Source organism: Sinorhizobium psoraleae, assembly GCF_013283645.1.
GTDB lineage: Bacteria > Pseudomonadota > Alphaproteobacteria > Rhizobiales > Rhizobiaceae > Sinorhizobium > Sinorhizobium psoraleae.
Genome location: NZ_JABEKV010000018.1, coordinates 17,116 through 39,977, shown reverse-complemented (window position 1 = coordinate 39,977; position 22,862 = coordinate 17,116). Strand labels below are relative to the sequence as shown.

The window sequence follows — 22,862 nt, the reverse complement described above, 5'->3', positions numbered from 1 at the left end:
CGGAAGGAAAAATCATGACCAAAGAGCTTGCATACGAACATAAGAGAGATGCGACGCTGCCAGCCGGTTAGAAACGCGACACTCTCGGATATCTAACTGGCCCAACTGTCGCATTACTAAATAGCCCCTACATTTTAAAATCGCATAGTGTATCGACCGGAACTGACGCTTCTCGGGCACCGGCTTCGAATCTGCAGCTTAAGCCCTCCAGGCGCCGAGCTCGCGCTCGGTTCGAATTGGCACATCCTGCGTCAACGTGCCGCCGACTGTCATCAAAAGTTCTTCTGACCCCATCGAACAGGACATCGTGTTACGGAGGAAGTCAGCCGAACGCGGTCCGATCTGTTCGGATCATGAAGCGGCATTCCGAAGTACCGAGTGCGCTCATGGACCTGTCTAAGATAAAGACCCTGATCGATTTTGTCGGACGCTCGAAGATTACCGAGCTCCGGGTAACGGAAAAGGACCTCATGGTTCGCATCTTCCGCACGCCTGATGTCGAATCGACGCTAACTCCAAGCGAAGCAGCGGGTACTTCGCCCGAGCCGCCCCTCGAGACGTCGTCGGAAACTGCCAAGACGTCGGCGTTCCCTGTGAAGGCGCCGACCTTCGGCATCCTGCATCGGGCGCCGGCTCCGGGACAGGAGCCGTTCGTCAAGATCGGTGACACCGTGGAGGAGGGCCAGACCCTATTTATCATCGAGGCGATGAAGGTCTTGAACAAGGTCGCCGCACCGCGCGCCGGCCGTATCGCGCAACTGACCAAAATCGACGGCGGCGAGGTCGAGACGGGCGACATGCTGGCGGAGATTGCATAATGGCCGAGCCTCTCGATAACACTGCGTCGGCCAAGCAACGCTTCGATACGGTGCTGATTGCCAATCGCGGGGAGATCGCCGCGCGGATCCAACGCGCCTGCCGTGAACTCGGTCTAAAGACGGTGGCGATCTGTTCCGAGGCAGACAAGCACGCGCCTTACGGCAAGGCTGCCGACGGCTTAATATGCATTGGTCCCTCGAATGCGGCAAAGAGCTATCTCAATCAGGACGCGATCCTCCTGGCGGCGCGTCTGACCGGCGCAGGGGCAATCCATCCGGGTTATGGATTCCTGTCGGAAAGCGCGGCGTTCTCCAAAGCGGTCGAAAATGCCGGCCTTGTTTTCATCGGGCCGGAGGCTTCGTCGATCGCGACCATGGGCGACAAGATATCGGCGAAGCGGGCGATGATCGCCGCAGGCGTGCCCTGTGTGCCCGGTCCCGACACATCACTTCCCGGTGTTGCCGCCGCCGTCGAACGTATCGCGCAGGAAATCGGATACCCTGTCATCATCAAGGCCGCCGGGGGTGGAGGCGGAAGAGGCATGCGCGTCGTGCCGGAGGCCGACGCGTTGCACGAGGCAATTGCCTTGACCCGGGAGGAAGCCCGTCAGGCGTTCGGTTCGCCCGAACTGTACATGGAGAAGTTTCTTGAACATCCCCGGCATATCGAGATCCAGGTGCTCTGCGATGCCCATGGCAATGCCGCCTGGCTCGGGCATCGCGACTGTTCGATGCAGCGCCGTCACCAGAAGGTGGTGGAGGAGGCGCCAGCGCCGGGCATTGCGCCGGATGTGATCCACTCTGTCGGGCTGGCTTGTGTAAAGGCCTGTCGGCAGATCGGCTACCGCGGCGTTGGAACCTTCGAATTCCTCTACGAGAATGGTGCGTTCTATTTCATTGAGATGAATACGCGCCTACAGGTCGAGCATCCGGTCACGGAAATGACCAGCGGCATCGATATCGTCCATGCCCAGATAAGGGCTGCGCAGGGTGAGCCCCTGGATTTGCGCCAGGACGACGTGAGATGCGATGGGCATTCTTTCGAATGCCGCATCAATGCCGAGGATCCCGACAACTTCTTGCCTTCAGCCGGCCTCATCACCGATCTTGCTTTGCCCCAGGAGCCGGGCATTCGCGTCGACACGCATATCCACGCCGGCTACAGGGTTTCGCCCTATTATGACTCTCTGATCGCCAAGTTGATCGTCCATGCGCCGACCCGGGCGGAAGCAATAGCGAAAATGCGCGCGGCGCTGGCGGCCACACGGGTGGACGGGATTTCCACCAATCTGCCGCTCCTGCGTGCGCTCTTCGAAGACGAAGCCTTTGCCCGTGGAGACATGGACATCCATTACCTCGAGCAATGGCTCAGGCAACGGAGGACAGCATGAGCGCGATCGATCTCAGCGATCCGGCGACAATTGCAGTCCTGACCGATGCCTTGATTGCGGCGGGTGTCGACGGCCTCGAAATCACCAAGGCGGGCGGACATCTGCGCATAGTCGTTTCGAAGGGAGAGGGCGCTCGCGTCAGCTTGATCGGAAACGCACAGCCAGACTTTTCGGCGCCACTGGTAGCGATCGTCAAGGCGCCGATGGCGGGCCGCTTCTGCGCCTCACATCCTTCGGCTCCGGCCGAAGCCGAGCATCTCCCGCGTGCGGTTTCCGACAAGGACGTGATCGGCTTCCTACGCATCGGTTTCGTCCTGCTTCCCATTCCTGCCGGCCGGTCCGGCTTGCTGACCAGACGGTTGACAGAACCCGATGCCCTTGTCGGCTTCGGTGATCCCCTGTGCGAAATCGAGCCACTACAATGATTGTCACTTCGAACATTCTTGCGCCATTGCGTGAGATCGTCCCCGCGACCAAAGGACGGGCGCGGGTCTCGTTCATCGGCGCCCGCGCCTTCCTTCTCGAAGCTCCGGGAGATTTCGATCTCCCTGCGCAACGCCGGATTTGGGCCCTTTCCCAGACAGTTAGGCATTGGGTGGACATCGCGGAAGTGATCCCCGGCATGACCAACTTTTTGGCGATCCTGAAGGAGACGCCCGAGGATCCGGAAATCGTCGTCAGGCGGCTGGTTGAAGCATGGAACAATGCTGAGAGCATTGATCTCGCAGGAAAGACGATCGAAATCCCGGTCCACTACGGCGGAGAATACGCGATCGATCTTCCCGCCATCTGCGAGTTTTCCGGGCTGAGCGACCGCGAGGTGGTGCGCATTCATCATGAGGCGACCTACCGCGTCTTTGCCTTGGGAAGTGCTCCCGGGTTTGGCTATCTCCACGGGCTCGATCCCCGAATATACATGCCCAGGAAGACCGTTCCGTCGCTCAGGATGGAGAAGGGCTGTGTGACGATCGGAGGAATGCAGACGGGCGTTGCGATGCTGACCGGCCCGAACGGGTGGAATTCGCTCGGCTACGCAGAACTTCAGATGTTCGATCCGACCTCCCCGACACCGGCACTGATGGCGCCGGGCGACACGGTCCGCTTCGTGCCAGCGAGGATCGAGCTATGATCGAGATCATCGAAACCGGTCCATTCAATACGGTGCAGGACCTTGGCCGCCCCGGTTATCGCGACATCGGTGTGTCTGCTAGCGGCGCCATGGATCCACTCGCCGTCAGGATTGGCAACATTCTTGTCGGCAATGACGACGGTGCGGCTGCCATTGAGGTTCAGACCTTTCCTTTCAAACTGCGTTTCGAGGCTCGCGCGGTTTTTGCCGTCACCGGCGCGGATGGCCATCCGATGCTGGACGCCAGAGAACTGCTTCCATGGTGCACCCACTTCGCCGAAGCAGGCCAGATCCTCGAGCTGAGGCAGCCGCTGACGCGCGCTCGCGCTTATGTCGTGCTCGGGGGGGGGCTCGACGTGCCGGTTCTCATGGGCTCGCGGAGCACCGCGCTGCGCGGCGGTTTCGGGGGAAATGGCGGCCGGCCTCTGATCAACGGCGACAGGATTGAAATCGGCACGCATTCCGATGGGTTGCCGCTGCCAGCAAGCGGCATCGCCGTCGTGGAGCCGGCTGTCGCGCTTGATGATGTTTTTCCCGCTCCGATCGACGGCGTGCTGCCGATCCGTGCGATCGCCGGCGGCGAGCATGAGCTGTTTGCCTCCGATGGCGAGGCCTTCTGGAACCAGACCTGGCGTATTTCGTCGCGCAGCGACCGTACCGGCTATCGCTTGTCCGGTGAGCCTATCAAACCGACGGCGACGATCGAGATGCGCTCCCATGGTGTTGTGCCGGGCGTGATCCAGGTCCCGCCTGGAGGAGAGCCGATCATCCAGATGAGCGACGCCAACACGGCGGGGGGCTACCCAAAGATTGCTGGGATTATCGAATGCGATCTGTGGCGGCTCGGCCAGGCACGCATCGGCAGTCGGTTGCGATTCATCCGCTCGACCCACGCCGAGGCGCGCGCGGTCGAGCAGGCCGCTGCCAGGTATATCGAAGATGTCAGGCAGACGTCGCAGATGATCAAGCGCGCGTTGAAGGCGATGGCCTGACGACGAGTGAACGGGTCAAAAGGAGGAAGCGGTGAAGATCGATCTGAATTCCGACATGGGCGAAGGTTTCGGTCCTTATCGACTATGCGATGACGAGGCGATGATGAAAGTCGTTTCGTCAGCCAACATCGCCTGCGGCTTTCATGGCGGTGACCCGGACACCATGGCGCGCATGGTGCGCCTCGCGAAGAAAAACGGCGTTTGCATCGGCGCGCATCCGGGCCTGCCGGATCGGTTCGGTTTCGGCCGACGCGAGATGCCGTACCAGCCAGACGAGTTGCGACAGCAGATGCTTTACCAACTGGGCGCGCTGATCGCGATCGCCAAGAGCGAGCAAATGACCGTCGGCCATTTCAGCTTTCATGCGGCCATGGGGAATATGGTCAATCGTGATCCCGCGCTCGCCGATCTGATGATGGATGCCATTTCCACCGTGGATCCGCGTCTCGTGGTGTTCGTGACCCCGGAGAGCGAAATTGAAAAGGCTGCCAAACGCGCGGGCCTCAAGACGCTGGCGTTGTTCCTGGCCGACCGTGCCTATGATGCCGGTGGGAAGCTGGTGGCGCGCGGCCTGCCAGGCGCATTGGTCAAGAACGAGGCATCGGTACGAGCCCGGGTGCGCCGTTTCCTCACCGACGGAAGCGTGGAGGCGATCGACGGCACCGTCATTGCCATGCCGGCACGCTCCATCCTCGTCCATAGCGATACGCCCGGCTCTCTGGAGCTTGCCCGCATCGTCCGCAGTGAAATCGAAGCCTCCGGCGCAACGCTCGCGCCCGCGGCCGAACTTGCGTCCTGATTGGGTCGCTGATCGCCCCGTTTTACATCTCACCGAAAGATCATGTCGATGTCTTCCATAGCTGACCGCCTGAAAAACGTTTCCGTCTCCGCATCCGCCGCCATGACCCAGCGCGCCAGGGAACTGGCCGCCGCGGGGGTCAAGGTCGTGAGCCTTTCATCTGGGGAGCCGGATTTTCCGACGCCTGCCCATGCGATCGAGGCGGCCCATGCCGCAGCACTGAGCGGCGACACGAAATATCCGCCGATGGATGGCACGCCGGCGCTGAAGGCTGCGATCAGCAGGAAGTTCAAGAGGGACAACAATCTCGATTACGATGCCAGCCAGATCGTCGTTTCCGGCGGCGGCAAACAGGTGATCTTCAACGCGATGCTCGCCACCTGTAATCCGGGCGATGAGGTCGTTGTCCCTGCACCGTCGTGGGTCAGCTACGCCGATATCGTCAAGTTTGCCGGGGGTGTGCCGGTGGCCGTGCCCTGCTTCGAACAGGCTGGGTTCAAGCTGCGTCCCGAGGATCTTGAGGCCGCGATCACGCCGCGCACCAAATGGCTTATCCTCAATTTTCCGAACAATCCGACCGGCGCGGCCTGCTCGCGCGCCGAAATGGCCGCAATCGCTGACGTCATGCTGCGCCATCCGCATGTCTGGATACTGACCGACGATATCTACGAGCACCTGGTCTACGACGGGTTCGAATTCTGCACGATCGCCGATGCCGAACCTAGGCTCTATGATCGTGTCCTGACGATGAACGGCGTCTCCAAGGCCTATGCCATGACCGGTTGGCGGTTGGGATATTGCGCCAGCGGCTCGAAGGAACTGATCCGCGCAATCAGCAACGTCAACGGCCAGAACGGCGGTGGCATCACCACCGTGACGCAGGCAGCAGCCGTTGCGGCGCTCGATGGTCCTCAGGACCTACTCAAGGAACGGGCGGCAATCTACAGGGAAAGGCGCGATTTTGTCCTCGGTGAGCTGGCGAAGATCGAAGGGTTGCGCTGCCACAAGCCTGAGGGCGCCTTCTATATCTATCCCAATGTTGCCGGCCTGATCGGCAAGACCTCGAAGGGTGGTCGCAAGATCGAGTCCGATGTCGATTTCGTCATGGCTTTGGTGGACGACCACCACGTCGCGACGGTCCAGGGGGCGGCCTATGGAATGAGCCCGTATTTCCGCATTTCTTACGCGACAAGCATGGAAATGCTGAACGAGGGCTGCGCGCGCATCGCTCAATTCTGCAGGGACATGCGCTGATCCATGAGCTGCAGCCTCCGGCTGGTTTCGGCCGGAGGGCATCGAGCCTGCTCGCGGGGCTAGAGCTTCAGCCGCTCCGTCAATTCAACGAGGATGTCCTTAACAGCGAACGCTGGCTCCGACAGCGAGCTCTGATCGGACGTGCAAAGTGACAGGGTTTCTTCGATCCGTGGGGAGACCAGCCTGCAAACGAGAGGCTCGCTTGATTCCGACACGATGCGATCGGCGATGGCCTTAGGCATGATGGTCGCACCTAGGCCGCTACCCACGGCGCGGGCGAGCGTGCGCACGATTTCCACTTCCGCCACCACCTTGAGATTGATCCGGCTGCGGGTGAAGGCGGTTTCAACGGCGCGGCGCACGAAGTTGTAGGCCGGCGGCAAAAGCATGGGCATCCCGTCCAGCGCACCAACTGGCACCGGTTTCGGTTCCGCTTCGATCGCGAAGTTGCGGTGCGCAACGAAATAGAATTCCTCGCTGAGGATAGGTTCGAACCGGACGCCCTTGATTGGACCGACGCCATGAATCAGCGCCATTTCCAATCGGCCGTTCATGATCATCTGACTATAGGTCTGGCCGACGCTTTCGGTCAGATGAAGTAAGATCCCGGGTGCCGCTTCCTCGTTTCCGCGAGGAGGTCGACGGAAAGCGTGGCGGCGCTGCTAAACGGCACGAGACCCACGGAAACTCGCCCCGCAAGGGAATTGCCGGCGGCCGCGGCGTCTGCCTGCGCCTGTTCCATCTGGCGCAGGATGATCTGCGCATGCCGGTAGACGGCATGCCCTGCATCGGTCATGGTGACGCCCTGCTGGCTTCTGATCAGCAGTTTCTGGCCGAAATGTTCCTCCAGTGCCGCCAACTGCTGGCTCAGTGCCGGCTGGGCCAGGTGCAGGATATCCGCCGCGCGCGTTATGCTGCCACTGTCCACGATGACGATGAAAGATTTGAGGCGTCTAATATCCATGGGGATTGGCGTTACTTGATCTTCGCAGGAGCATGTTTACAGACGCGCCCCTGATTTGCAAAGCGAGCCCGACCGAAGCCGTTTCTCGCTTGAGTAAAAGGCGAGATTTCCCGCGTTTTGGACCGTTCGTCCGCTGCCGGCCAAGCTCCATAAAAGTTGCTTATTGCTCCAAAAATAATCGGTCTTAGGCAGAGAGTTAAAGCTCCGCTAATGTCCGCAACAACAACAAAGGGGATCAGAATGCCATTCTCCGATTACAAGACCGCATTGGTGACCGGTGCTTCCTCCGGTATCGGCGCTGCAGTCGTAGAGCGGCTTCGCCGGGAGAAAATCGAAGTACATGCAATCGCCCGCAGCGCCGGCGCCCTGAAGGAGTTGGCCGAGCGTACGGGCTGCGTAGCACATGTTATCAATGTCACCGATCGCCTGGCGATTGCCGATCTCGCGAACCGCGTGCAGTTCGATGTTCTGGTCAACAATGCCGGCGTCGATCGGCCGAAGAAATTCCTCCAGGCGGACGCAGAGGACATCGATCTCCTGGTCGACGTCAACCTTCGCGCCGTCCTTCATATTTGCCGTCTGATCGTACCGGGGATGGTGGAGCGCGATCGCGGGCACGTCATCAACATCTCCTCGATTGCCGGCAATTACAATTTCGGCGGCAACTCCACCTATCATGCCGTCAAGGCCGGTGTCGCCATGCTGTCGAACCAGCTGCGCATCGATGCATTCGGCAAGCGCGTGCGCGTGACAGAAATCTGCCCCGGCCGCGTCGCGACAGACATATTCAACCACGTTCATGGCAATGACCCGAGTGTCCGTGAGCGCTTCATCGACGGGTTTGAACTGCCGCTGGCCGCCGACATCGCTGAGGCGATCGCCTTTGCGATTGCCGCACCTGTCGAAGTCAACATCGGGCATATGGAGATAACGCCGACATTGCAGGTGATGGGTGGTTTGCAGACGGCCAAGCCGCAGGCCCCGGCGGAGTCCAGAACGTCGAAGGAGCCGAAGCCGTGAACGGGTTCGATCTCTCGGCCATCCTGAGAAATCAGGAATATGTCGCGATGCTCGTGCACGGGATCGAGATGACGTTCATCATCTATATCGGATCATGGCTTCTGGCGATGACGCTTGCGCTCATCCTGCTGTGCATCCGGTTTTCGCCTTCGCGTTTCGGCGATCGCGCTGTGGCAGCCTATGTCTCCTACCATCGCAACGTACCGACGCTCGTGCAGTTGATGTTGTGGTATTTCGGCATATTCACGCTGTTGCCCTCGGGGCTGGCGGATTGGCTCACGGCCCACAATGCCGAAACGATCTTTGCGGTGATTGGCCTCGGCCTTTGTCAGGCGGCTTATTTCAGCGAGGACCTCCGGTCCGGCCTGCGTTCTGTCAGCCCCGGCCAGATGGAGGCGGCCAAGGCGCTGGGCCACAGCTATCTCTCGGCGATGCGCTTCATCATCCTGCCGCAGGGCGTGCGCAATGCGTTGCCTCCGCTCATCAATCACAGCGTCTCGCTGTTCAAGAACAGCAGCCTTGCGATCGTCATCGGAGCGCCTGAACTGACGCATGCGGTAAAGGAGATCGAGAACCTAAGCTTCCGCACGTTCGAAATCTATCTGATCGGCACGGTCCTCTATCTGGTCTTCTCGCTGCTTATCATGGGTGCCGGCGCCTACTTCGCAATGCGCGCCGATCCGGAACGGAGGGCGCGCGCATGATCGGCGACATCATCAATATCATCAAGGACTATTGGCTGCTGCTGCTGATCGGCCAGTATCCGAACGGTCCGCTCGGAGGCCTGGCGAACACACTGATCCTCTCCGCGCTCAGCATCGCGCTTGCCTTTCCGGTCAGCATTCTTCTCGCGTTGGCACGCCTCTCCAAGTGGGGGCTGCTGCGGTGGCCGGTTACAGCGCTCGTCTACATCACGCGCGGCGTGCCGCTGCTGATGCTCATCCTGTGGAGCTATTTCCTGGTGCCGTTGCTCACGGGCGCCGATGTGCCGAGCTTCTACACCATGCTAACGACGCTGGTAATCTACCAAGGCGCCTTCCTGAGCGAGGTGGTGCGAGCCGGGATTGTCGCTCTGGGACCTGGCCAGATGGATGCAGCGCGTGCGCTCGGCCACAGCTACATGGGGGCGATGCGCTTCATCATCCTGCCCCAGGCGCTCTACAACATGATCCCGAGCATGATCTCGACCTTTGTAGCGACGATCAAGGACACCACGCTCGGATATGTCATCAACGTACCCGATCTCACGTTCGCGGCAAGCCAGGTCAACAACCAGCTTCTGACGCAGCCCTTCCAGGTGTTTCTCATCCTAGCGGCTGTCTATTACGCCATCTGCTGGAGCCTTACGCATGTCGCAAACGTTATTGAGCGACGCATCGCCCGCAAGCGTGCCGGCGTGGTGAGCCGCCAGTCCCCCGCGTCGCTGGCGCAGGTCAAAGTCATAACGGAGCAGCCATGATCACGTCGGCATCATCGCCCCAGCAACAGACGATCCGTCTTTCCAACGTCTGCAAGAGCTACGGTAACTATCCGGTCCTGAAAAACATCGACGCCGAGGTTGCGCGAGGCGAGGTGGTGGTGATCTGCGGACCATCCGGATCGGGCAAGTCCACGTTGATCCGCACCATCAATCGCCTTGAAGAAATAAGCAGCGGATCGATTACCCTGGATGGTCAGGACATTCATGCCGAAATGAGGACCAAGGATCTCAACCTCTTGCGCAGCCGCATCGGGTTCGTGTTCCAGAACTTCAACTTGTTTCCGCATCTTTCGGTCGTCGAAAACGTGACGATCTCCCCGATCCGTGTGAAAGGAGTGGCGCCGGACGCCGCTCATGAGAAGGCACTCAACCTGCTTGACCGCGTCGGCCTAGCCGACAAGGCGGGAGCCTATCCTGGCCAGTTGTCGGGCGGACAGCAGCAGCGCGTGGCGATCGCCCGGGCGCTCGCCATGGAGCCGCCGGTCATGCTGTTTGACGAGCCGACCAGCGCACTCGATCCGGAGATGGTAGGCGAGGTGCTCGCTGTCATGAAGGGACTGGCGGCAGAAGGCATGACCATGCTCTGCGTTACCCACGAAATGGGCTTCGCCCGCGAAGTCGCCGACCGCATCTGGTTCATCGATGCCGGCCAGATCCTCGAAGTGGCTTCACCAGAAGAGTTCTTCAAGAACCCACGCCATCCGCGCGCGCAGCGGTTCCTCACCGATCTGCGTCACTGATACCCACGATAAAATACAAGGAGAACAGCAATGAACTGGAAATGCATCACGCTCACGGTCGCGCTTGCAGGTGCTGCGGCAGCCGCGCCGGCAAAAGCGGATCAACTCGACACGATCCTGGCAAACAAGACGCTGCGTTGCGCGACATTTGCCGATGTTCCACCCTTCGCCGCGCCCGATCCGAAGACCCGCGAGATGGCCGGCTTCGACGTCGATCTGTGCAACGCCATCGCCAAGGAGCTCGGCGTCACGGCCGAGGTCAAGCCGGTATCGGTCGAAGCCCGCGTCCCGGAAGTAAAACTCGGGCGCGTCGACATTACCGTTGCGAACCTCGCTTATACGCTAAGCCGCGCCGAGCAGATCCAGTTCAGCGATCCTTATTACCTCGCCAAGGAAATGCTGATCGTCCCTGTCGACGACCCGGGGAAGAAAAAGTCCGACTACGAAGGCAAGCGCGTCGCCTCGACCAAGGGCTCTACCTCTGAAATGTCAATCAAGCTCAACAAATCCGAGCCGCTGACCTTCCAGGATACGGCGTCCGCTTACCTCGCCGTCCAGCAGGGCAAGGCGCGCGGCATGGTGGCGAACACCATGACGACGACCAAGTTCGTCAATGAATCGAAGACCAGGGGCAAAGAAATGAGGATGATCGAGGAGCCAATGCTGTTCCAGCCGATCGGCATCGGTATGGCCAAGGACAATCCGGCCCTCACCGCCAAGATCAATGAAGTGCTCCATAAGCTCGATACGTCCGGCGAGCTCAACAAGATCTGGGACAAATGGCTTGGCCCGACTACCGAATACAAGATGACGCGTACCGACAAGGTCGTACCGCTCTCCGAGCTGAAGTTCGACCCAATCCCGTAGGGCCAATTCTCTCTCGACCGACCTGAACCAACCTCAAATAATCGAAGACTGCAGGCGGCGGGACATGCCCGCCGTCGGTCTCATCGTGGGAGTTTTTTATGATCCACATCAAAGACATTGCCGAACGCCCCAGTCGGTCCGACATCGAGGCGCTTTCGAAATTCTCGCCGGCGACCATCCACGAAGCCCAGGGACGCAAGGGGGCGCTTTCTTCTCGCCTGAAGCCAGTCGACTATCGCATGAAGCTGTGCGGTCCGGCCTTCACCGTAAAATGCGCGCCGCGTGACAACATCATGCTGCAGCTCGCGATCAATTACGCCAGGCCGGGCGACATCATCGTCGTGTCCGCGGGCGAATATGAAGAGGCCGGCTCCTTCGGCGACGTTCTGGCCAACGCCTGTCTTGCCAAGGGTATCGGCGGTCTCGTGACCGATACCGGCGTGCGCGACACCCTTCAATTGAGGGAGCTTGGCTTCCCGGTTTTCTCCCTCAGTGTCTGCATCAAGGGTACGGTCAAGGAAACGATCGCCGCCGTGAACCACCCGATCATCGTCGGTGGGGAAATCATCAATCCCGGCGATATAATCGTCGGCGACGCCGACGGTCTGGTTGTCGTTCGTCGCGCGGAGGCGCAGGAAGCCGCACGTCTGTCGCAGGCCCGCGAGGATGCGGAGGCCGGCTATATCGAAGCCTATAAACAAGGTAAGTCGGTCATCGACGTCAGCAATCTGGACCCAGTTTTGAAGGCCAAAGGACTGGTCGTAGACATCTGAGCCGGGCCTGCCGCCGTGTCGTGCTTCCGTTTTTATCCTCGCAAGGAGGTTTTATGGCCTTCCCTCTATTTGATCTTTCCGGTTCCCGTGCGTTGGTGACGGGATCGTCCCAGGGCATTGGTTATGCGCTCGCACGCGGTCTGGCCGAGCACGGTGCGGCCATCATTCTGAACGGCCGCGACCGCGACAAGCTTGAGAATGCGGCTAAATCGCTGCGAGGCGCCGGGCACGCGGTGTCGGCTTCCGATTTCGACGTCACCGACCATGCTGCGGTTGGGCGGGGGGTCGACGCAATCGAGAAGCATATCGGGCCAATCGATATCCTGGTCAACAATGCCGGCATGCAGTTCCGCACCCCGCTCGAAGACTTCCCTGCCGATCGCTGGGAACAGTTGCTGAAGACCAATATCTCCAGCGTCTTTTATGTCGGGCAGGCGGTTGCCCGGCATATGATCGGGCGAGGGCTGGGCAAGATCATCAACATCGCCTCGGTACAAAGTGAACTCGCCCGTCCCGGTATTGCGCCCTATACGGCGACCAAGGGGGCGGTGAAGAACCTGACGCGCGGCATGTGTACGGATTGGGCGCGATACGGTCTGCAGATCAATGCGATCGCGCCCGGCTATTTCAAGACGCCGCTCAATCAGGCGCTGGTCGACAGCACCGAGTTCTCGTCCTGGCTGGAGAACCGCACGCCGGCCGGCCGCTGGGGCAATGTCGAGGAACTGGTCGGCGCGGCGGTCTTCCTGGCAGCCGGGGCTTCCTCCTTCGTCAACGGACACACGCTCTATGTCGACGGCGGCATCACGACCAGTCTCTAAGGCGGCGGGCGCCTTCGGCCCGATCGTGGTGATGGGCGTATCCGGCTGCGGCAAAAGCTCGGTCGGGGAGCGGCTTGCCGGTTATCTGGATTGCCCGTTCGTGGAAGGCGATAGCCTGCATCCTGAGACCAATGTCGACAAGATGCGGATGGGCATCCCGCTCGATGACGAGGACCGGTGGCCGTGGCTCGATGTGCTGGGCAGGAAGTTGGGCGGGGCAGGGGACGTGGTCGTTTCCTGCTCTGCCCTGAAGCGGTGCTATCGCGACCGGCTGCGGATGCTCGCCGGGCGGTCCGTGACCTTCATCTTCCTGCAAGGCGACCGCGCGCTTCTGGCGGCGCGCATGGCGGGGCGGCAACACGAATACATGCCGCTTTCGCTTCTCGACAGCCAGCTCGCCACGCTCGAACTGCCGACGGACGAGCAGGACGTGGTGACCTTGGACATCAATCAATCGCTGGAGACCATCGTCGTGATGGCCATGACGTTTCTGGCTGCCCGCAATCGACACGCGGGCCAGACCTAATGACTGGAGGAGAACATGAGCAAACCGGAAATCTTGATGACGGGGCCTTATCCGGACTGGGACCTCGTCGAACTCGAGGACCGCTATATCGTCCACAAGCTCTACGAGGCGGAAGGCAGCGATGCCATGATCGACCGGCATGCCGAGAGCATTCGCGCGATCGCCACGCGCGGCGAGCTCGGCGCCTCGGCGGCCCTGATCGAAAGGCTTCCTAAGCTCGAAGTCATCTCTGTCTACGGCGTGGGTTACGATGCCGTCGATCTGGCGGCCTGCCGCCGCCGGGGCATCCGCGTCACCAACACGCCGGACGTGCTGACCAACGACGTCGCCGACCTCGGCATTGCGATGATGCTGTGCCAGTCGCGCGGCATGATCGGCGCCGAGACCTGGGTGAAGGACGGAAGCTGGGAGGCCAAGGGCCTTTATCCGCTGAAGCGCCGCGTCTGGGGCCGCAAGGCCGGGGTGCTCGGTCTCGGTCGCATCGGCTTCGAGGTCGCCAAGCGCCTGCGCGGCTTCGATATGGATATCGCCTATAGCGACGTTGCCGAGAAGCCCTATGCGGAAGGCATGACGTTCATCGCCGATCCCGTCGCGCTGGCGCATCATGCCGACTTCCTGTTCGTCACGCTGGCCGCATCGGCCGAAACCCGTCACATCGTCTCGAAAGACGTGATTGCGGCGCTCGGTCCGGACGGCATGTTGATCAATATCTCGCGGGCGTCCAACATCGATGAGGAAGCCCTGCTCGAAGCATTGGAAAGCGGCACGCTGGGATCGGCGGCGCTCGATGTCTTCGAAGGCGAGCCGAAGCTCAACCCCCGCTTCCTGAAGCTCGACAATGTGCTGGTGCAGCCCCATCATGCTTCGGGCACGATCGAGACCCGCAAGGCGATGGGCAAGCTGGTGCGCGACAATCTCGCGGCCCACTTTGCCGGCGCCGCCCTGTTGACCCCCGTAATCTGAGAGAAGCCCGATGAAAGCCGTCGTCATCCACGCCGCCAAGGATTTGCGCATCGAGGGAAGAGAGGTCGAAAGCCTCGGTCCCGGACAGGTGGAGGTGGCCATCGAGGCCGGCGGCATCTGTGGCTCCGATCTGCATTACTACAATCACGGCGGCTTCGGCGCGGTGCGTGTCCGCGAGCCGATGATCCTCGGACACGAAGTGGCCGGCACGATCAAGGCCTTGGGGGAGGGTGTCTCCGGTTTCAAAGTCGGCGAGCGGGTTGCGATCTCGCCAAGCCGGCCCTGCAATGCCTGCGAGTACTGCCTCAAGGGGCAGCAGAACCAATGCCTCAACATGCGCTTCTACGGCAGCGCCATGCCGATGCCGCATATCCAGGGTGCCTTCCGCCAGCGCCTCGTCGCCGCACAATGGCAATGCCACAAGGTAGCGGACGGCGTGTCGATCCACGAAGCGGCGATGGCCGAACCCTTCGCGGTGACATTGCATGCGGTGGCCCGTGCCGGCGCGCTCACCGGCAAGCGGGTTCTCATCACCGGCTGTGGGCCGATCGGCGCGCTGGCGATCATCGCCGCGCGCGCGAACGGCGCCCGCGAGATCGTCGCGACGGATGTGATGGACAAGGTTCTGGAGAAGGCACTCGAGGTCGGCGCCGACCGGGTCATCAATGTCGCGGTCAACGCTGAAGCGCTTTCGGCCTACGCGGCGAACAAGGGATACTTCGACGTCCAATTCGAGGCCTCGGGCAACCAGAGCGCCTTGCGCTCAGGTCTCGAGGTTCTCAAGCCGCGCGGCGTTCTCGTCCAGCTCGGCCTCGGCGGCGATGTCAACATCCCGCAGAACATGGTGGTGGCCAAGGAAATCGAGATGAAGGGGACGTTCCGCTTCCACGAGGAGTTCGGTCTTGCCGCCGACCTCATCAACCATCGCCGGGTCGACTTGAAGCCGCTCCTGACCGGAACCTTTCCACTCGAAGACGCCGCCAAAGCCTTCGAAACCGCCGCCGACAGGAACAAGTCGATGAAGATCCAACTGGTGTTCTAGGGTCGGATCTCGGCCGCCTCCAGTCTTGCCAGCGATTGCTGCGGCCGGGCAATCACCACAGGATCGTTGGTGAAATCCGTTCTGGGGCCCGGCTTGCGGCCACGCTTCTTATAGCCATTGCTTTGGCTGCCATCGCGAATGCCAGATATATGGTTCGTCTGGCCGGTCCGACGCGGCCCGCCCTTGCTGAGCTGCTATTGACGTCCGGCCTGCATCTCGGTCACCAGCGCCAGCATGTCATCGATACGCTTGTTCTCGGCGACCTCCGAGCGATGCACCGACCGTAAGGGTGTCGAAGATTCTGTAAGCCATGGACGACTCCGCGTAGGCCGTACCGGCATTCAGATACTTCGCGATCGTATTGCGCGACAATCTGGTTCGTCGCTGACCTCGCGGATCGACAACTTCTCACGCGGTGCCATCCGACGGATGAGGTTTAAAAGTCCCATGTGGATCACTCCGCTGCCCCGTCGCTCACCGCGTTGGGGAAGGTTCACATGGCTCAATTCTGCGTGGAAATCAACACGACAAGCCCTTCGTGGGCATGATTGACCCAGATCAAAGCCGCGCACCCTCGTACATGCAAAGACTGTCCTCGTGATAGCGCACCAGGTGGTGATAATCATCGTAGGAAACATAGATAACGACTGGTTTGCGCATTGGCTCTCCAGCTCCGTCGATGAACGTCAGGACTAGCTGCGTGGCGATCCGCTTTCGAACTTCGAGGCCGGCAAGAATGACAGGCTGATATCACCTTGGGAGATAATCAGTGCAGACCTCACTGCAAACAAAATACTATGATGCTCACCTGCCTTGGTACACCATCTATCCAACTGTACCACGGTTTTCGACGGCGGTCGGCGCAAAGGCTTACGAGGAATGGCTGAGAAGCCTTCCGTCCGACGATCCTGTATCGCTATATCTCCACATACCATTCTGCCGATCAATGTGCTGGTATTGCGGCTTTCCCACGAGCATCACTCGTCAGGACACTTCGATCCTCAATTACGTCGCGCTAATGCGTGAGGAAGTGCACTTGGTTGCGGAACAGACGGCGCAACCGCTGCCCGTAGGTGACGTACATTTCGGTGGCGGAACTCCGAGCATCATCAAGCCAGGGGAGTTCATGAGCCTGATGGAACTTCTGCGTCGCCGATTCGCATTCTTAAAAACGGCAACGATCGCCGTGGAGATCGACCCGCGCACATTCACCGCCGAGATGGCAGAAGCGTTTGGAGCGAGCGGGGTGAACCGAGCGAGCATCGGCATTCAGAGCTTCGATCCAGTCGTTCAAAAAGCAGTCAATCGGATCCAAAGCGAGGAGCAAACGGCGACTGCGGTCAATCAACTGCGCCGCCACGGCATAGTTGGCGTCAATTTCGATTTGATCTACGGTCTTCCAAATCAGACCGTGCAGTCCTGCGTCGAGACCGCGGGAGCTGCTGCCGCAATGCGCCCCAGTCGGTTTGCCGTGTTCGGCTACGCACATGTTCCATCCTATAGAAAAAACCAACGTCTGATCGACGAGGACGCGCTGCCGGGCCCGTCAGCCCGCGCCGATCAGGCGGCGGCAGTGGCCAACACCCTGATTGCGGAAGGCTACCTGCCGATCGGCCTCGATCATTTCGCTTTACCGGACGATGAGCTTGCGTTGGCGCAGAGGGCCGGCCGGTTGCGGCGTAACTCTTTGGGCTATTCGGCGGACACTTGTACAACCGTGATCGGCTTCGGCGCGTCAGCTATTGGCCGTGTGGGCGATGGCTACGTGCAAAATGAACTTACACCAAGTTTGTATAACCGGAAGATCGCATCTGGCCGTATGGCTACGTCAAAAGGCTATCGTCTAACCAGCGAAGATCGGCTGAGAGCCGCAATCATCGAGCGGCTAATGTGCGATCTGAAAGCTGATGTCCCCGTCATATGCCGTGCTCATGGCTTTGATTGGCTCGCTTTTCTCAATTCAGTTGAGCGCCTAGCGATGTTTGAAGAGGATGGTATCTTGGACGTGGAGAAGGGTGTGGTTCGGGTTCGACAGGAGCACCGCTTTATGTTGCGTGCTGTCGCTGCTGCATTCGATGTTTATCAAGACGGAATACCGAACTAAGTTCTTTCAAAACGCAGCGCTCTGAACTTGGCGGTTTTCTGCGTGTTGACCGCGACAAATGCGTTCATCAGGGCTTTCAAGGGGCCTGTCGGCCCAAGCCCGCGACAGCCTGCACGTAAAAACACAACTGAAGTCGGGGAATTGCGATCACGGGGGATCATCTCGCTCGGCTCAGGTCGCTATCGGGAGGAAATCTCGTCGAGTTCGCGAAAATTACGAGTTACCCCGTTAAGCGCCAAATTTTCTTCTAGGATCCTTCGAGTACGGGAGAGCGAGAGAGACGATCGCCGAGATGCTCTTGGAAAATTACCGACATCGAGAGAGCAAACTCTTCAAGGGGCAGTGTTGCCCCCATTTGACCAGATCTACCCGAGGAATTTGCAGGCCGGAGAGCGTGAAACTGGCAATCTTTCACCGGACACCGTACTCACAGATAGCTCGAGCGAATTCGAACTCGTTTCCAATGGCATTGGCATTCATACTTTTGCTGTCAATCAACCGTGACTCTGTCGGAACAAACCGCTCCACAGCAGACTCGATGCAGAACTGGGCGATCGCAAAGGCCGCTTGGTAGTCGTTTTGCACGTCCTGTGGGATCAAAGCGCGGGTCAGATAGCTTCTTGTACCGTTCTTGACGATGATCCCGTCATTTGCGAGCAGGATCAGTGCTTCACGGACCGGCGTCGTGCTCACTCCGAAACGCTCGGCGATCCGATTTTGCTCCCAAGGTGTCCGCTGAAGAACGATAAGTGATTTGAGACGTCCGTAGATCTTGACCTTGCCCCCAAGTTTTATCCAATTTTGAGTTCGCTCCAGCGGTTTTGGGTTGCTCAGCATCAATCCATCTTGGATAACAAATCGTAAACGTGCCAAAGTAGTGCTAGCTTAATAGCCCATCTCATAAATTACGGCCACGAAAATGATTGTGCCCGCAGAGGTGTCTGGCGTTCTGCAATTATGACAGCTCAATGACGGAAAGCACGTGATGGTTGATCATCAGAAAATAAGATGGGCAGGAGGGCGCTTTGCCCAGCAAGCTAAATATCATTCGCGCTGCGGCTTGGAGGAAGTGCGTCAGCAGCATTACTAATCGGCGCGGACTTGCTCATGACGCCACAGACTAATTGCTGCTTCGCACGAACCGCCGGGCAAAGGCTGGCAAAGGAGAGAACGTTTCGATGATCTTGTCCGTGATCGGTCTCGAGCGCCGACTCGGGTTTTTGATCATCACCTGTAGCGGCTTTTGCGCTCGACCAACGAGGTCACGTTGGCATTGCCCATGCACGTTCGAAGATCAACAAGTCGCCCTCCCAATGGGCCGAATTGCGAACGATCATCAATAAAGTCAGGCCGCTGCGATATCCTGCAGGCAGCAGGAAAGACGCTGTCGCAGGGTTTCCTCGAGCCGCGAGGGGCGGCGTTTGCGGCGGCCTTCAGCCAGATGTCGATAGAGCTTCAGCGCATAATTCTCCTTGCCATAAACGAAGCGATAGATCGCCTCGGTGCAGACGCGCACGGCGCTCACGCTGTCGGCGAGCAGGCGGCCGGCGATCTGCTCCGGCGACCAAAGCGCCTTCAGCCGATCGATGATCAGCTCACGCAGCTGCGGGTGGCGGCTGAGCTTGCGCAGGCGTCGCCGACGCTCCTTGCTGATGCCGTCGGCGACCGTTGGGAAGTAGCCGCTATACTCGGGCAACTCGCGATCGTGGAATGTGTTGCGCCTGATCTCACGATAGATCGTCGATCGGTGACGGCCGAGTTGGCGGACCATTTCATCGCTAAAGGCGGAGGCGATCGGCCAGCCTCAGCTGTGAATTCCTGGCAGATTGTTTTTCACGCGATGGCGGGTCGACGTTGCTCCCCCTGTCGCCCATTGCTGGTCAGGATCAACCACAAAGGCATAGCTGCCTCGGGTCGCATCGGGAAGACCCAGCCGAGTATCAAGTAACCATTCGTAAAGAAACCACAGTCGCCGCGCATATGAGCCCGTCGGAGACGCCCGCACGATATCGGTTATCGCATCGGGGCCAGTGGCGCGAAACAGCGCTTTAAGGGCTGCTAAGTCCAACCCCTCATAGCGCAGGGCAAAAGTCAGGTGCCCGATAAGATCGGCATCAGGAGTGTGCCGCGGCGTATAGATATTCCAGTCGTCGGCCTGATAGACTTTGTGGCGTGGACCAATGGCCGCCGCCACGCTACGCGGCAGCGGGACGTGTAGCTCATATGCGTCAATCAGAGCAGCATATCCCGCAGGGGTCGCTTCCTCTGGCAACCAGCGGCCGTGAAAAACGCTTACAGCACCCGAATATGGCTTCCGCTGCGACGCATTCATGAATTTTGGTGCCCGCGCATGAAAATAAGCTCCTGAGAGACGATTTCATGAAAACTGATAACTTTCAAGCGCAGATGTGAGGAACGGTCGTCACTTCTGAATCTCAAACACGAGCGTCGGTAGGCAATATCGAAGCAGAATGAAGAGTACCGGGAGCGGATTCGGCTGCGCCCTAAACTCGCTGGGGCGTAGCGGGTCCTGGTCCGGAATCCCTCGAGGCGATTGCGCTTATGACAACACAGTCGGAGGAGTCGTTCTGAGAATAAGCCCTCACCGCCCAAGAGCACCCCGCTTCCCGCGGAGGGCCGCTACTCGATCATGTTTGCCCAGCGCCCGATAGCCCGCGCGACACTTGGCAACCATGCGGGCCAGAACCGGGACGGTGTTATCGACACCTGCGCCGGAAATCGGTGGCGACGATAAAGAGGATCACGGGAAAATCTGGTCATGCCGCCAGGTCCCACATTTTGATCGATGCTCGGTTAACGTTACGGTGCCCGCCCATGTCCAGTGTAAGACCGCTATGTCAGCAATTCGACGCGGCGGTTAAGTACTCATGGTAGGCGAGGCGCGAAGCGCGTGTTCTTCGGCTCTTCGAGCAGGCGTTGAACAACCGTTTTTGTGGCACGCTTTTTGCTGCGACACGGCCAGCTACCCGTAGGGAGCGGTCCCGCGGTCGCCCGCCCACACAGACAGATGAAGGTTGTTCAACTCATGTCATCCATCGCCATAGACGCAGCACTTTCGTCTGGCATTTTTGTTGGTAGCGGTACGCTCGCGATCAGCTGCGCGCAGCTGGCCATGGAGACGGGCCACGACATTCGCGCGGTGCTGTGTGGCGACGCGATATTCGCCGACTGGGCGGCTCGCGCCAATATCCCATGCATGGCAAGCGTTGAAGAGCTGTCGAGCTTCCTCGAGCCCGAGCCGGCGGAGTGGCTCTTCTCCGTTGTCAATCCGTTCATCTTGCCGGTCGATGTGTTTGGACGGATCAGTCGAGGTGCTTTCAACTACCATGACGGCCCTTTGCCGCGATATGCCGGAACTCACGCGACATCTTGGGCGCTGTTGGCGCAAGAGACCGAGCATGCCATCACGTGGCATCGTGTCGATGATGGGCTTAATCTGGGTGACATAGCTGTTCAGCGCCAAGTGCTGGTGACGCCCGCCGATACGGCACTGACCCTGAACCTCAAATGTTACGAAGCCGCTGTCGAGGGCTTCCGCGAGCTTTTAGCTTGCTTGGCGGGGGGCAAGCTCAGCGCCCGTCGCCAGGCACTGGAAGACAGAAGCTACTTTCCCAGATGTCGGCGTCCAGATGCGGCAGGTATTCTGCGTTGGGATCGATCCGCGCAAGATTTGTCAGCGATGGTGCGGGCCTTGGATTTCGGGCCGTATCATCCCAATCCATTGTGTTTGCCCAAGGCTCTCATAGGGGATGACGTTGTTAGCGTCAGGCGCTTGGAAGTGCTGCCACGCCGCTCGGGCTTTGCGGCAGGTCGCCTGCTTGAGATCCATCCCAGCCATTGGCGTGTGGCCACGGCTACACAGGATGTCGACGTCTGGTTTGGCAGCTTGGACGGTCAGGCCCTGGAGGCACAAGCACTCGCCAGCCGCAGCGATCTGGTTGAAGGCGACGCCCTTCCTGTCTTGAGCGACGATCAGGTGCGGCGCCTAACTGCCATACATGGGGAGATAGCGCCTTCAGAGGATTTTTGGCGAGAGCGGCTTGAGCAGTTTAAAATAGTGAAGCCTCCCTTCCTGTCGTCCGGCACAGCCTAAGCGACGGCGCGATGGCAGTCGAGTTCATGGCTGGCTTCAGGGGCCTTGGCCGAACTGTCCGCCATTGATCGCGTGGAATACTTGGTAACGGTTTGGCTGATCTATCTGGCCCGCATCACAGGCCAGACAGAGCTTCAGCTGGCGTGGACGCCAGCCCCAAAAGCATCGTGGGCCGGGGTGCAGTCAGTGGAGGCCGTTCTCGCTTCTACCGTACCAATAGAGGTCACCATTGACCTGGCCGATGGCTTCCAAGAAATACGCAAAGCGGTGGCGGCCGAATGTGCTCAACTGAGGGAGCGTGACAGATTTCCGCGCGATCTTATCGGACGCTGCCCGTCATTAAGGCAGATGGAGGCGCTACGATCGCAGCGCCCCTGGCCGGTAGGTGTGGCAATTGCGGCGGAAAATAGTTCTGGTCACTCCGCCCCGAATTCACCGGGTGAGTTGCTAACATTTGAGGTATGCGCTCTGGATGGAAGTTATCGCTGGCACTTTGATGCCGGTCGATTGGCGCCGGAGCAGGTCGAGCACATGACGCAGCATTTGCAAGCTTTGTTGTGCGGTGTGCTGGCCGATGCGGGGCAGCCGGTCGGCCGCATCGAGCTTTTGTCGGCCGTCGAACGCGGCCATCTGCTGGATGAGCTGAACCGGACGGAAGCGGACTATCCGTCGGATCTGTGCGTGCACGAGCTGTTCGAGGCGAAGGTGCGTGAGGCGCCCGACAGAGTGGCGGTGGTGCATGGGGCCGAGGAACTAAGCTATAGCGAGCTCAATGAGCGCGCCAACCGCCTGGCGCATCATCTGATCGGGCTTGGGGTGGAGCCCGGGGACCACATTGCGACACTACTGGACCGCTCCGTCACCCTTGTGGTGGCGCAGTTGGCGATTCTGAAGACGGGCGCGGTTTATGTTCCGATCGATCGTGCTCTTCCATCTGCGCGACAAGAATGGCTGATGGCCGACTGTGCTGCACGCTTGGTTCGTGGCGAGAGTAACGATGTTGATCTCGTCGAGGTGACGATCCCGGTTGTGCTCATTGAGCCGTTAGCGGCCGATGCAGAACTA

General features: G+C 59.8%; 21 protein-coding genes and 4 pseudogenes. 20 read left to right on the top strand and 5 right to left on the bottom strand.

From position 1 onward, the window contains the following. The first annotated feature begins 386 nt into the window (after window positions 1–386). From ILFOPFJJ_RS33370 to ILFOPFJJ_RS33340, 7 genes are read left to right on the top strand one after another with little or no spacing between them, the layout of a single operon-like run. Entirely contained in the window at window positions 387–818 is a 432-nt protein-coding gene (locus tag ILFOPFJJ_RS33370; RefSeq protein ID WP_173514683.1) for an acetyl-CoA carboxylase biotin carboxyl carrier protein, read from the top strand. After that, a complete protein-coding gene (accC, locus tag ILFOPFJJ_RS33365) occupies window positions 818–2,209 on the top strand; it encodes an acetyl-CoA carboxylase biotin carboxylase subunit (RefSeq protein WP_173514682.1) in 1,392 nt (463 codons plus the stop codon). The genes ILFOPFJJ_RS33370 and accC overlap by 1 nt, the downstream gene beginning before the upstream one ends. Next, entirely contained in the window at window positions 2,206–2,634 is a 429-nt protein-coding gene (locus tag ILFOPFJJ_RS33360) for an acetyl-CoA carboxylase (protein WP_173514681.1), read from the top strand. Before accC ends, ILFOPFJJ_RS33360 begins: the two co-directional genes overlap by 4 nt. Further along, on the top strand, window positions 2,631–3,338 hold the full coding sequence (gene pxpB / locus ILFOPFJJ_RS33355) for a 5-oxoprolinase subunit PxpB (RefSeq protein WP_173514680.1): 708 nt from the start codon (window positions 2,631–2,633) through the stop codon (window positions 3,336–3,338). Before ILFOPFJJ_RS33360 ends, pxpB begins: the two co-directional genes overlap by 4 nt. Then, window positions 3,335–4,330 carry a 5-oxoprolinase subunit C family protein gene (locus ILFOPFJJ_RS33350; RefSeq protein ID WP_173514679.1) on the top strand — a complete coding sequence of 332 codons (996 nt, stop codon included), beginning with the start codon at window positions 3,335–3,337 and terminating at the stop codon, window positions 4,328–4,330. Before pxpB ends, ILFOPFJJ_RS33350 begins: the two co-directional genes overlap by 4 nt. Before the next feature lie 31 nt (window positions 4,331–4,361). Beyond that, window positions 4,362–5,129 carry a 5-oxoprolinase subunit PxpA gene (locus tag ILFOPFJJ_RS33345; RefSeq protein ID WP_173514678.1) on the top strand — a complete coding sequence of 256 codons (768 nt, stop codon included), beginning with the start codon at window positions 4,362–4,364 and terminating at the stop codon, window positions 5,127–5,129. Between the two features lie 42 nt (window positions 5,130–5,171). Next, the gene (locus tag ILFOPFJJ_RS33340) at window positions 5,172–6,383 is read left to right on the top strand and encodes a pyridoxal phosphate-dependent aminotransferase (protein WP_173514677.1); all 1,212 of its coding nucleotides are present in this window, start codon (window positions 5,172–5,174) and stop codon (window positions 6,381–6,383) included. 59 nt (window positions 6,384–6,442) lie between these two features. Here the strand turns inward: ILFOPFJJ_RS33340 and nac are convergent. Then, window positions 6,443–7,347, bottom strand: a pseudogene (nac, locus tag ILFOPFJJ_RS33335) (nitrogen assimilation transcriptional regulator NAC). A 240-nt stretch (window positions 7,348–7,587) separates the two neighbouring features. On the opposite strand from nac, the gene ILFOPFJJ_RS33330 reads away from it, so the two are divergent. The 10 genes from ILFOPFJJ_RS33330 to ILFOPFJJ_RS33285 all read left to right on the top strand — a co-directional run bounded on the left by ILFOPFJJ_RS33330 (window position 7,588) and on the right by ILFOPFJJ_RS33285 (window position 15,579). After that, window positions 7,588–8,367, top strand: a complete 780-nt coding sequence (locus ILFOPFJJ_RS33330; RefSeq protein ID WP_173514676.1) for an SDR family oxidoreductase — start codon at window positions 7,588–7,590, stop codon at window positions 8,365–8,367. Continuing rightward, complete coding sequence (locus tag ILFOPFJJ_RS33325; RefSeq protein WP_173514675.1) at window positions 8,364–9,071, top strand: amino acid ABC transporter permease; 708 nt, start codon at window positions 8,364–8,366, stop codon at window positions 9,069–9,071. Before ILFOPFJJ_RS33330 ends, ILFOPFJJ_RS33325 begins: the two co-directional genes overlap by 4 nt. Beyond that, window positions 9,068–9,826 (top strand): amino acid ABC transporter permease, encoded by a 759-nt coding sequence (locus ILFOPFJJ_RS33320; RefSeq protein ID WP_173514674.1) that lies wholly within the window; start codon window positions 9,068–9,070, stop codon window positions 9,824–9,826. Before ILFOPFJJ_RS33325 ends, ILFOPFJJ_RS33320 begins: the two co-directional genes overlap by 4 nt. Next, window positions 9,823–10,587 carry an amino acid ABC transporter ATP-binding protein gene (locus tag ILFOPFJJ_RS33315; protein ID WP_173514673.1) on the top strand — a complete coding sequence of 255 codons (765 nt, stop codon included), beginning with the start codon at window positions 9,823–9,825 and terminating at the stop codon, window positions 10,585–10,587. Before ILFOPFJJ_RS33320 ends, ILFOPFJJ_RS33315 begins: the two co-directional genes overlap by 4 nt. Window positions 10,588–10,617: 30 nt before the next feature. Beyond that, window positions 10,618–11,454: an ABC transporter substrate-binding protein gene (locus ILFOPFJJ_RS33310; RefSeq protein WP_173514672.1), complete on the top strand. Its 837-nt coding sequence runs from the start codon at window positions 10,618–10,620 to the stop codon at window positions 11,452–11,454. A 98-nt stretch (window positions 11,455–11,552) separates the two neighbouring features. Continuing rightward, window positions 11,553–12,227, top strand: a complete 675-nt coding sequence (locus tag ILFOPFJJ_RS33305) for a 4-carboxy-4-hydroxy-2-oxoadipate aldolase/oxaloacetate decarboxylase (RefSeq protein ID WP_173514671.1) — start codon at window positions 11,553–11,555, stop codon at window positions 12,225–12,227. Between the two features lie 53 nt (window positions 12,228–12,280). Continuing rightward, complete coding sequence (locus ILFOPFJJ_RS33300; RefSeq protein ID WP_173514670.1) at window positions 12,281–13,048, top strand: SDR family oxidoreductase; 768 nt, start codon at window positions 12,281–12,283, stop codon at window positions 13,046–13,048. Beyond that, entirely contained in the window at window positions 13,017–13,574 is a 558-nt protein-coding gene (locus ILFOPFJJ_RS33295) for a gluconokinase (RefSeq protein WP_246299998.1), read from the top strand. The genes ILFOPFJJ_RS33300 and ILFOPFJJ_RS33295 overlap by 32 nt, the downstream gene beginning before the upstream one ends. Window positions 13,575–13,589: 15 nt before the next feature. Then, a complete protein-coding gene (locus ILFOPFJJ_RS33290) occupies window positions 13,590–14,537 on the top strand; it encodes a 2-hydroxyacid dehydrogenase (RefSeq protein ID WP_173514669.1) in 948 nt (315 codons plus the stop codon). Between the two features lie 10 nt (window positions 14,538–14,547). Beyond that, window positions 14,548–15,579 (top strand): L-idonate 5-dehydrogenase, encoded by a 1,032-nt coding sequence (locus ILFOPFJJ_RS33285; protein ID WP_173514668.1) that lies wholly within the window; start codon window positions 14,548–14,550, stop codon window positions 15,577–15,579. Here the strand turns inward: ILFOPFJJ_RS33285 and ILFOPFJJ_RS33280 are convergent. Continuing rightward, a pseudogene (locus ILFOPFJJ_RS33280) lies at window positions 15,576–15,894 on the bottom strand (ISNCY family transposase); the annotation flags it as partial. The gene ILFOPFJJ_RS33285 and the pseudogene ILFOPFJJ_RS33280 sit on opposite strands and share 4 nt — an antisense overlap. Window positions 15,895–16,348: 454 nt before the next feature. Here ILFOPFJJ_RS33280 and hemN point away from each other — a divergent pair. Beyond that, window positions 16,349–17,683 (top strand): oxygen-independent coproporphyrinogen III oxidase, encoded by a 1,335-nt coding sequence (gene hemN / locus ILFOPFJJ_RS33275; RefSeq protein ID WP_173514667.1) that lies wholly within the window; start codon window positions 16,349–16,351, stop codon window positions 17,681–17,683. Between the two features lie 411 nt (window positions 17,684–18,094). Here hemN and ILFOPFJJ_RS33270 read toward each other — a convergent pair whose 3' ends face one another. From ILFOPFJJ_RS33270 to ILFOPFJJ_RS33260, 3 genes and pseudogenes are all read right to left on the bottom strand, one after another. Beyond that, complete coding sequence (locus ILFOPFJJ_RS33270) at window positions 18,095–18,520, bottom strand: GntR family transcriptional regulator (protein WP_173514666.1); 426 nt, start codon at window positions 18,518–18,520, stop codon at window positions 18,095–18,097. A 304-nt stretch (window positions 18,521–18,824) separates the two neighbouring features. Continuing rightward, window positions 18,825–19,460, bottom strand: a pseudogene (locus ILFOPFJJ_RS33265) (IS30 family transposase); the annotation flags it as partial. Between the two features lie 27 nt (window positions 19,461–19,487). Further along, the gene (locus tag ILFOPFJJ_RS33260; protein ID WP_210267701.1) at window positions 19,488–20,015 is read right to left on the bottom strand and encodes a hypothetical protein; all 528 of its coding nucleotides are present in this window, start codon (window positions 20,013–20,015) and stop codon (window positions 19,488–19,490) included. A 714-nt stretch (window positions 20,016–20,729) separates the two neighbouring features. On the opposite strand from ILFOPFJJ_RS33260, the gene ILFOPFJJ_RS33255 reads away from it, so the two are divergent. Together ILFOPFJJ_RS33255 and ILFOPFJJ_RS35790 are read left to right on the top strand one after the other, a co-directional pair. Further along, a complete protein-coding gene (locus ILFOPFJJ_RS33255; RefSeq protein ID WP_173514665.1) occupies window positions 20,730–21,797 on the top strand; it encodes a formyltransferase family protein in 1,068 nt (355 codons plus the stop codon). A 348-nt stretch (window positions 21,798–22,145) separates the two neighbouring features. Beyond that, window positions 22,146–22,769 (top strand): annotated as a pseudogene (locus ILFOPFJJ_RS35790) (AMP-binding protein); the annotation flags it as partial. Between the last annotated feature and the right edge of the window lie 93 nt (window positions 22,770–22,862).

Excerpts from the sequence above, each read along its gene's own strand:
- ILFOPFJJ_RS33270 (WP_173514666.1), bottom strand. The coding sequence starts at position 18,520 with ATGCTGAGCAACCCAAAACCGCTGGAGCGAACTCAAAATTGGATAAAA.
- ILFOPFJJ_RS33360 (WP_173514681.1), top strand. The coding sequence starts at position 2,206 with ATGAGCGCGATCGATCTCAGCGATCCGGCGACAATTGCAGTCCTGACC.
- ILFOPFJJ_RS33330 (WP_173514676.1), top strand. The coding sequence starts at position 7,588 with ATGCCATTCTCCGATTACAAGACCGCATTGGTGACCGGTGCTTCCTCC.
- ILFOPFJJ_RS33310 (WP_173514672.1), top strand. The coding sequence starts at position 10,618 with ATGAACTGGAAATGCATCACGCTCACGGTCGCGCTTGCAGGTGCTGCG.
- ILFOPFJJ_RS33295 (WP_246299998.1), top strand. The coding sequence starts at position 13,017 with ATGTCGACGGCGGCATCACGACCAGTCTCTAAGGCGGCGGGCGCCTTC.
- ILFOPFJJ_RS33320 (WP_173514674.1), top strand. The coding sequence starts at position 9,068 with ATGATCGGCGACATCATCAATATCATCAAGGACTATTGGCTGCTGCTG.
- ILFOPFJJ_RS33340 (WP_173514677.1), top strand. The coding sequence starts at position 5,172 with ATGTCGATGTCTTCCATAGCTGACCGCCTGAAAAACGTTTCCGTCTCC.
- ILFOPFJJ_RS33315 (WP_173514673.1), top strand. The coding sequence starts at position 9,823 with ATGATCACGTCGGCATCATCGCCCCAGCAACAGACGATCCGTCTTTCC.
- ILFOPFJJ_RS33255 (WP_173514665.1), top strand. The coding sequence starts at position 20,730 with ATGTCATCCATCGCCATAGACGCAGCACTTTCGTCTGGCATTTTTGTT.
- ILFOPFJJ_RS33305 (WP_173514671.1), top strand. The coding sequence starts at position 11,553 with ATGATCCACATCAAAGACATTGCCGAACGCCCCAGTCGGTCCGACATC.
- accC (WP_173514682.1), top strand. The coding sequence starts at position 818 with ATGGCCGAGCCTCTCGATAACACTGCGTCGGCCAAGCAACGCTTCGAT.
- ILFOPFJJ_RS33290 (WP_173514669.1), top strand. The coding sequence starts at position 13,590 with ATGAGCAAACCGGAAATCTTGATGACGGGGCCTTATCCGGACTGGGAC.
- ILFOPFJJ_RS33285 (WP_173514668.1), top strand. The coding sequence starts at position 14,548 with ATGAAAGCCGTCGTCATCCACGCCGCCAAGGATTTGCGCATCGAGGGA.
- ILFOPFJJ_RS33350 (WP_173514679.1), top strand. The coding sequence starts at position 3,335 with ATGATCGAGATCATCGAAACCGGTCCATTCAATACGGTGCAGGACCTT.
- ILFOPFJJ_RS33300 (WP_173514670.1), top strand. The coding sequence starts at position 12,281 with ATGGCCTTCCCTCTATTTGATCTTTCCGGTTCCCGTGCGTTGGTGACG.
- pxpB (WP_173514680.1), top strand. The coding sequence starts at position 2,631 with ATGATTGTCACTTCGAACATTCTTGCGCCATTGCGTGAGATCGTCCCC.
- ILFOPFJJ_RS33370 (WP_173514683.1), top strand. The coding sequence starts at position 387 with ATGGACCTGTCTAAGATAAAGACCCTGATCGATTTTGTCGGACGCTCG.
- ILFOPFJJ_RS33260 (WP_210267701.1), bottom strand. The coding sequence starts at position 20,015 with ATGAATGCGTCGCAGCGGAAGCCATATTCGGGTGCTGTAAGCGTTTTT.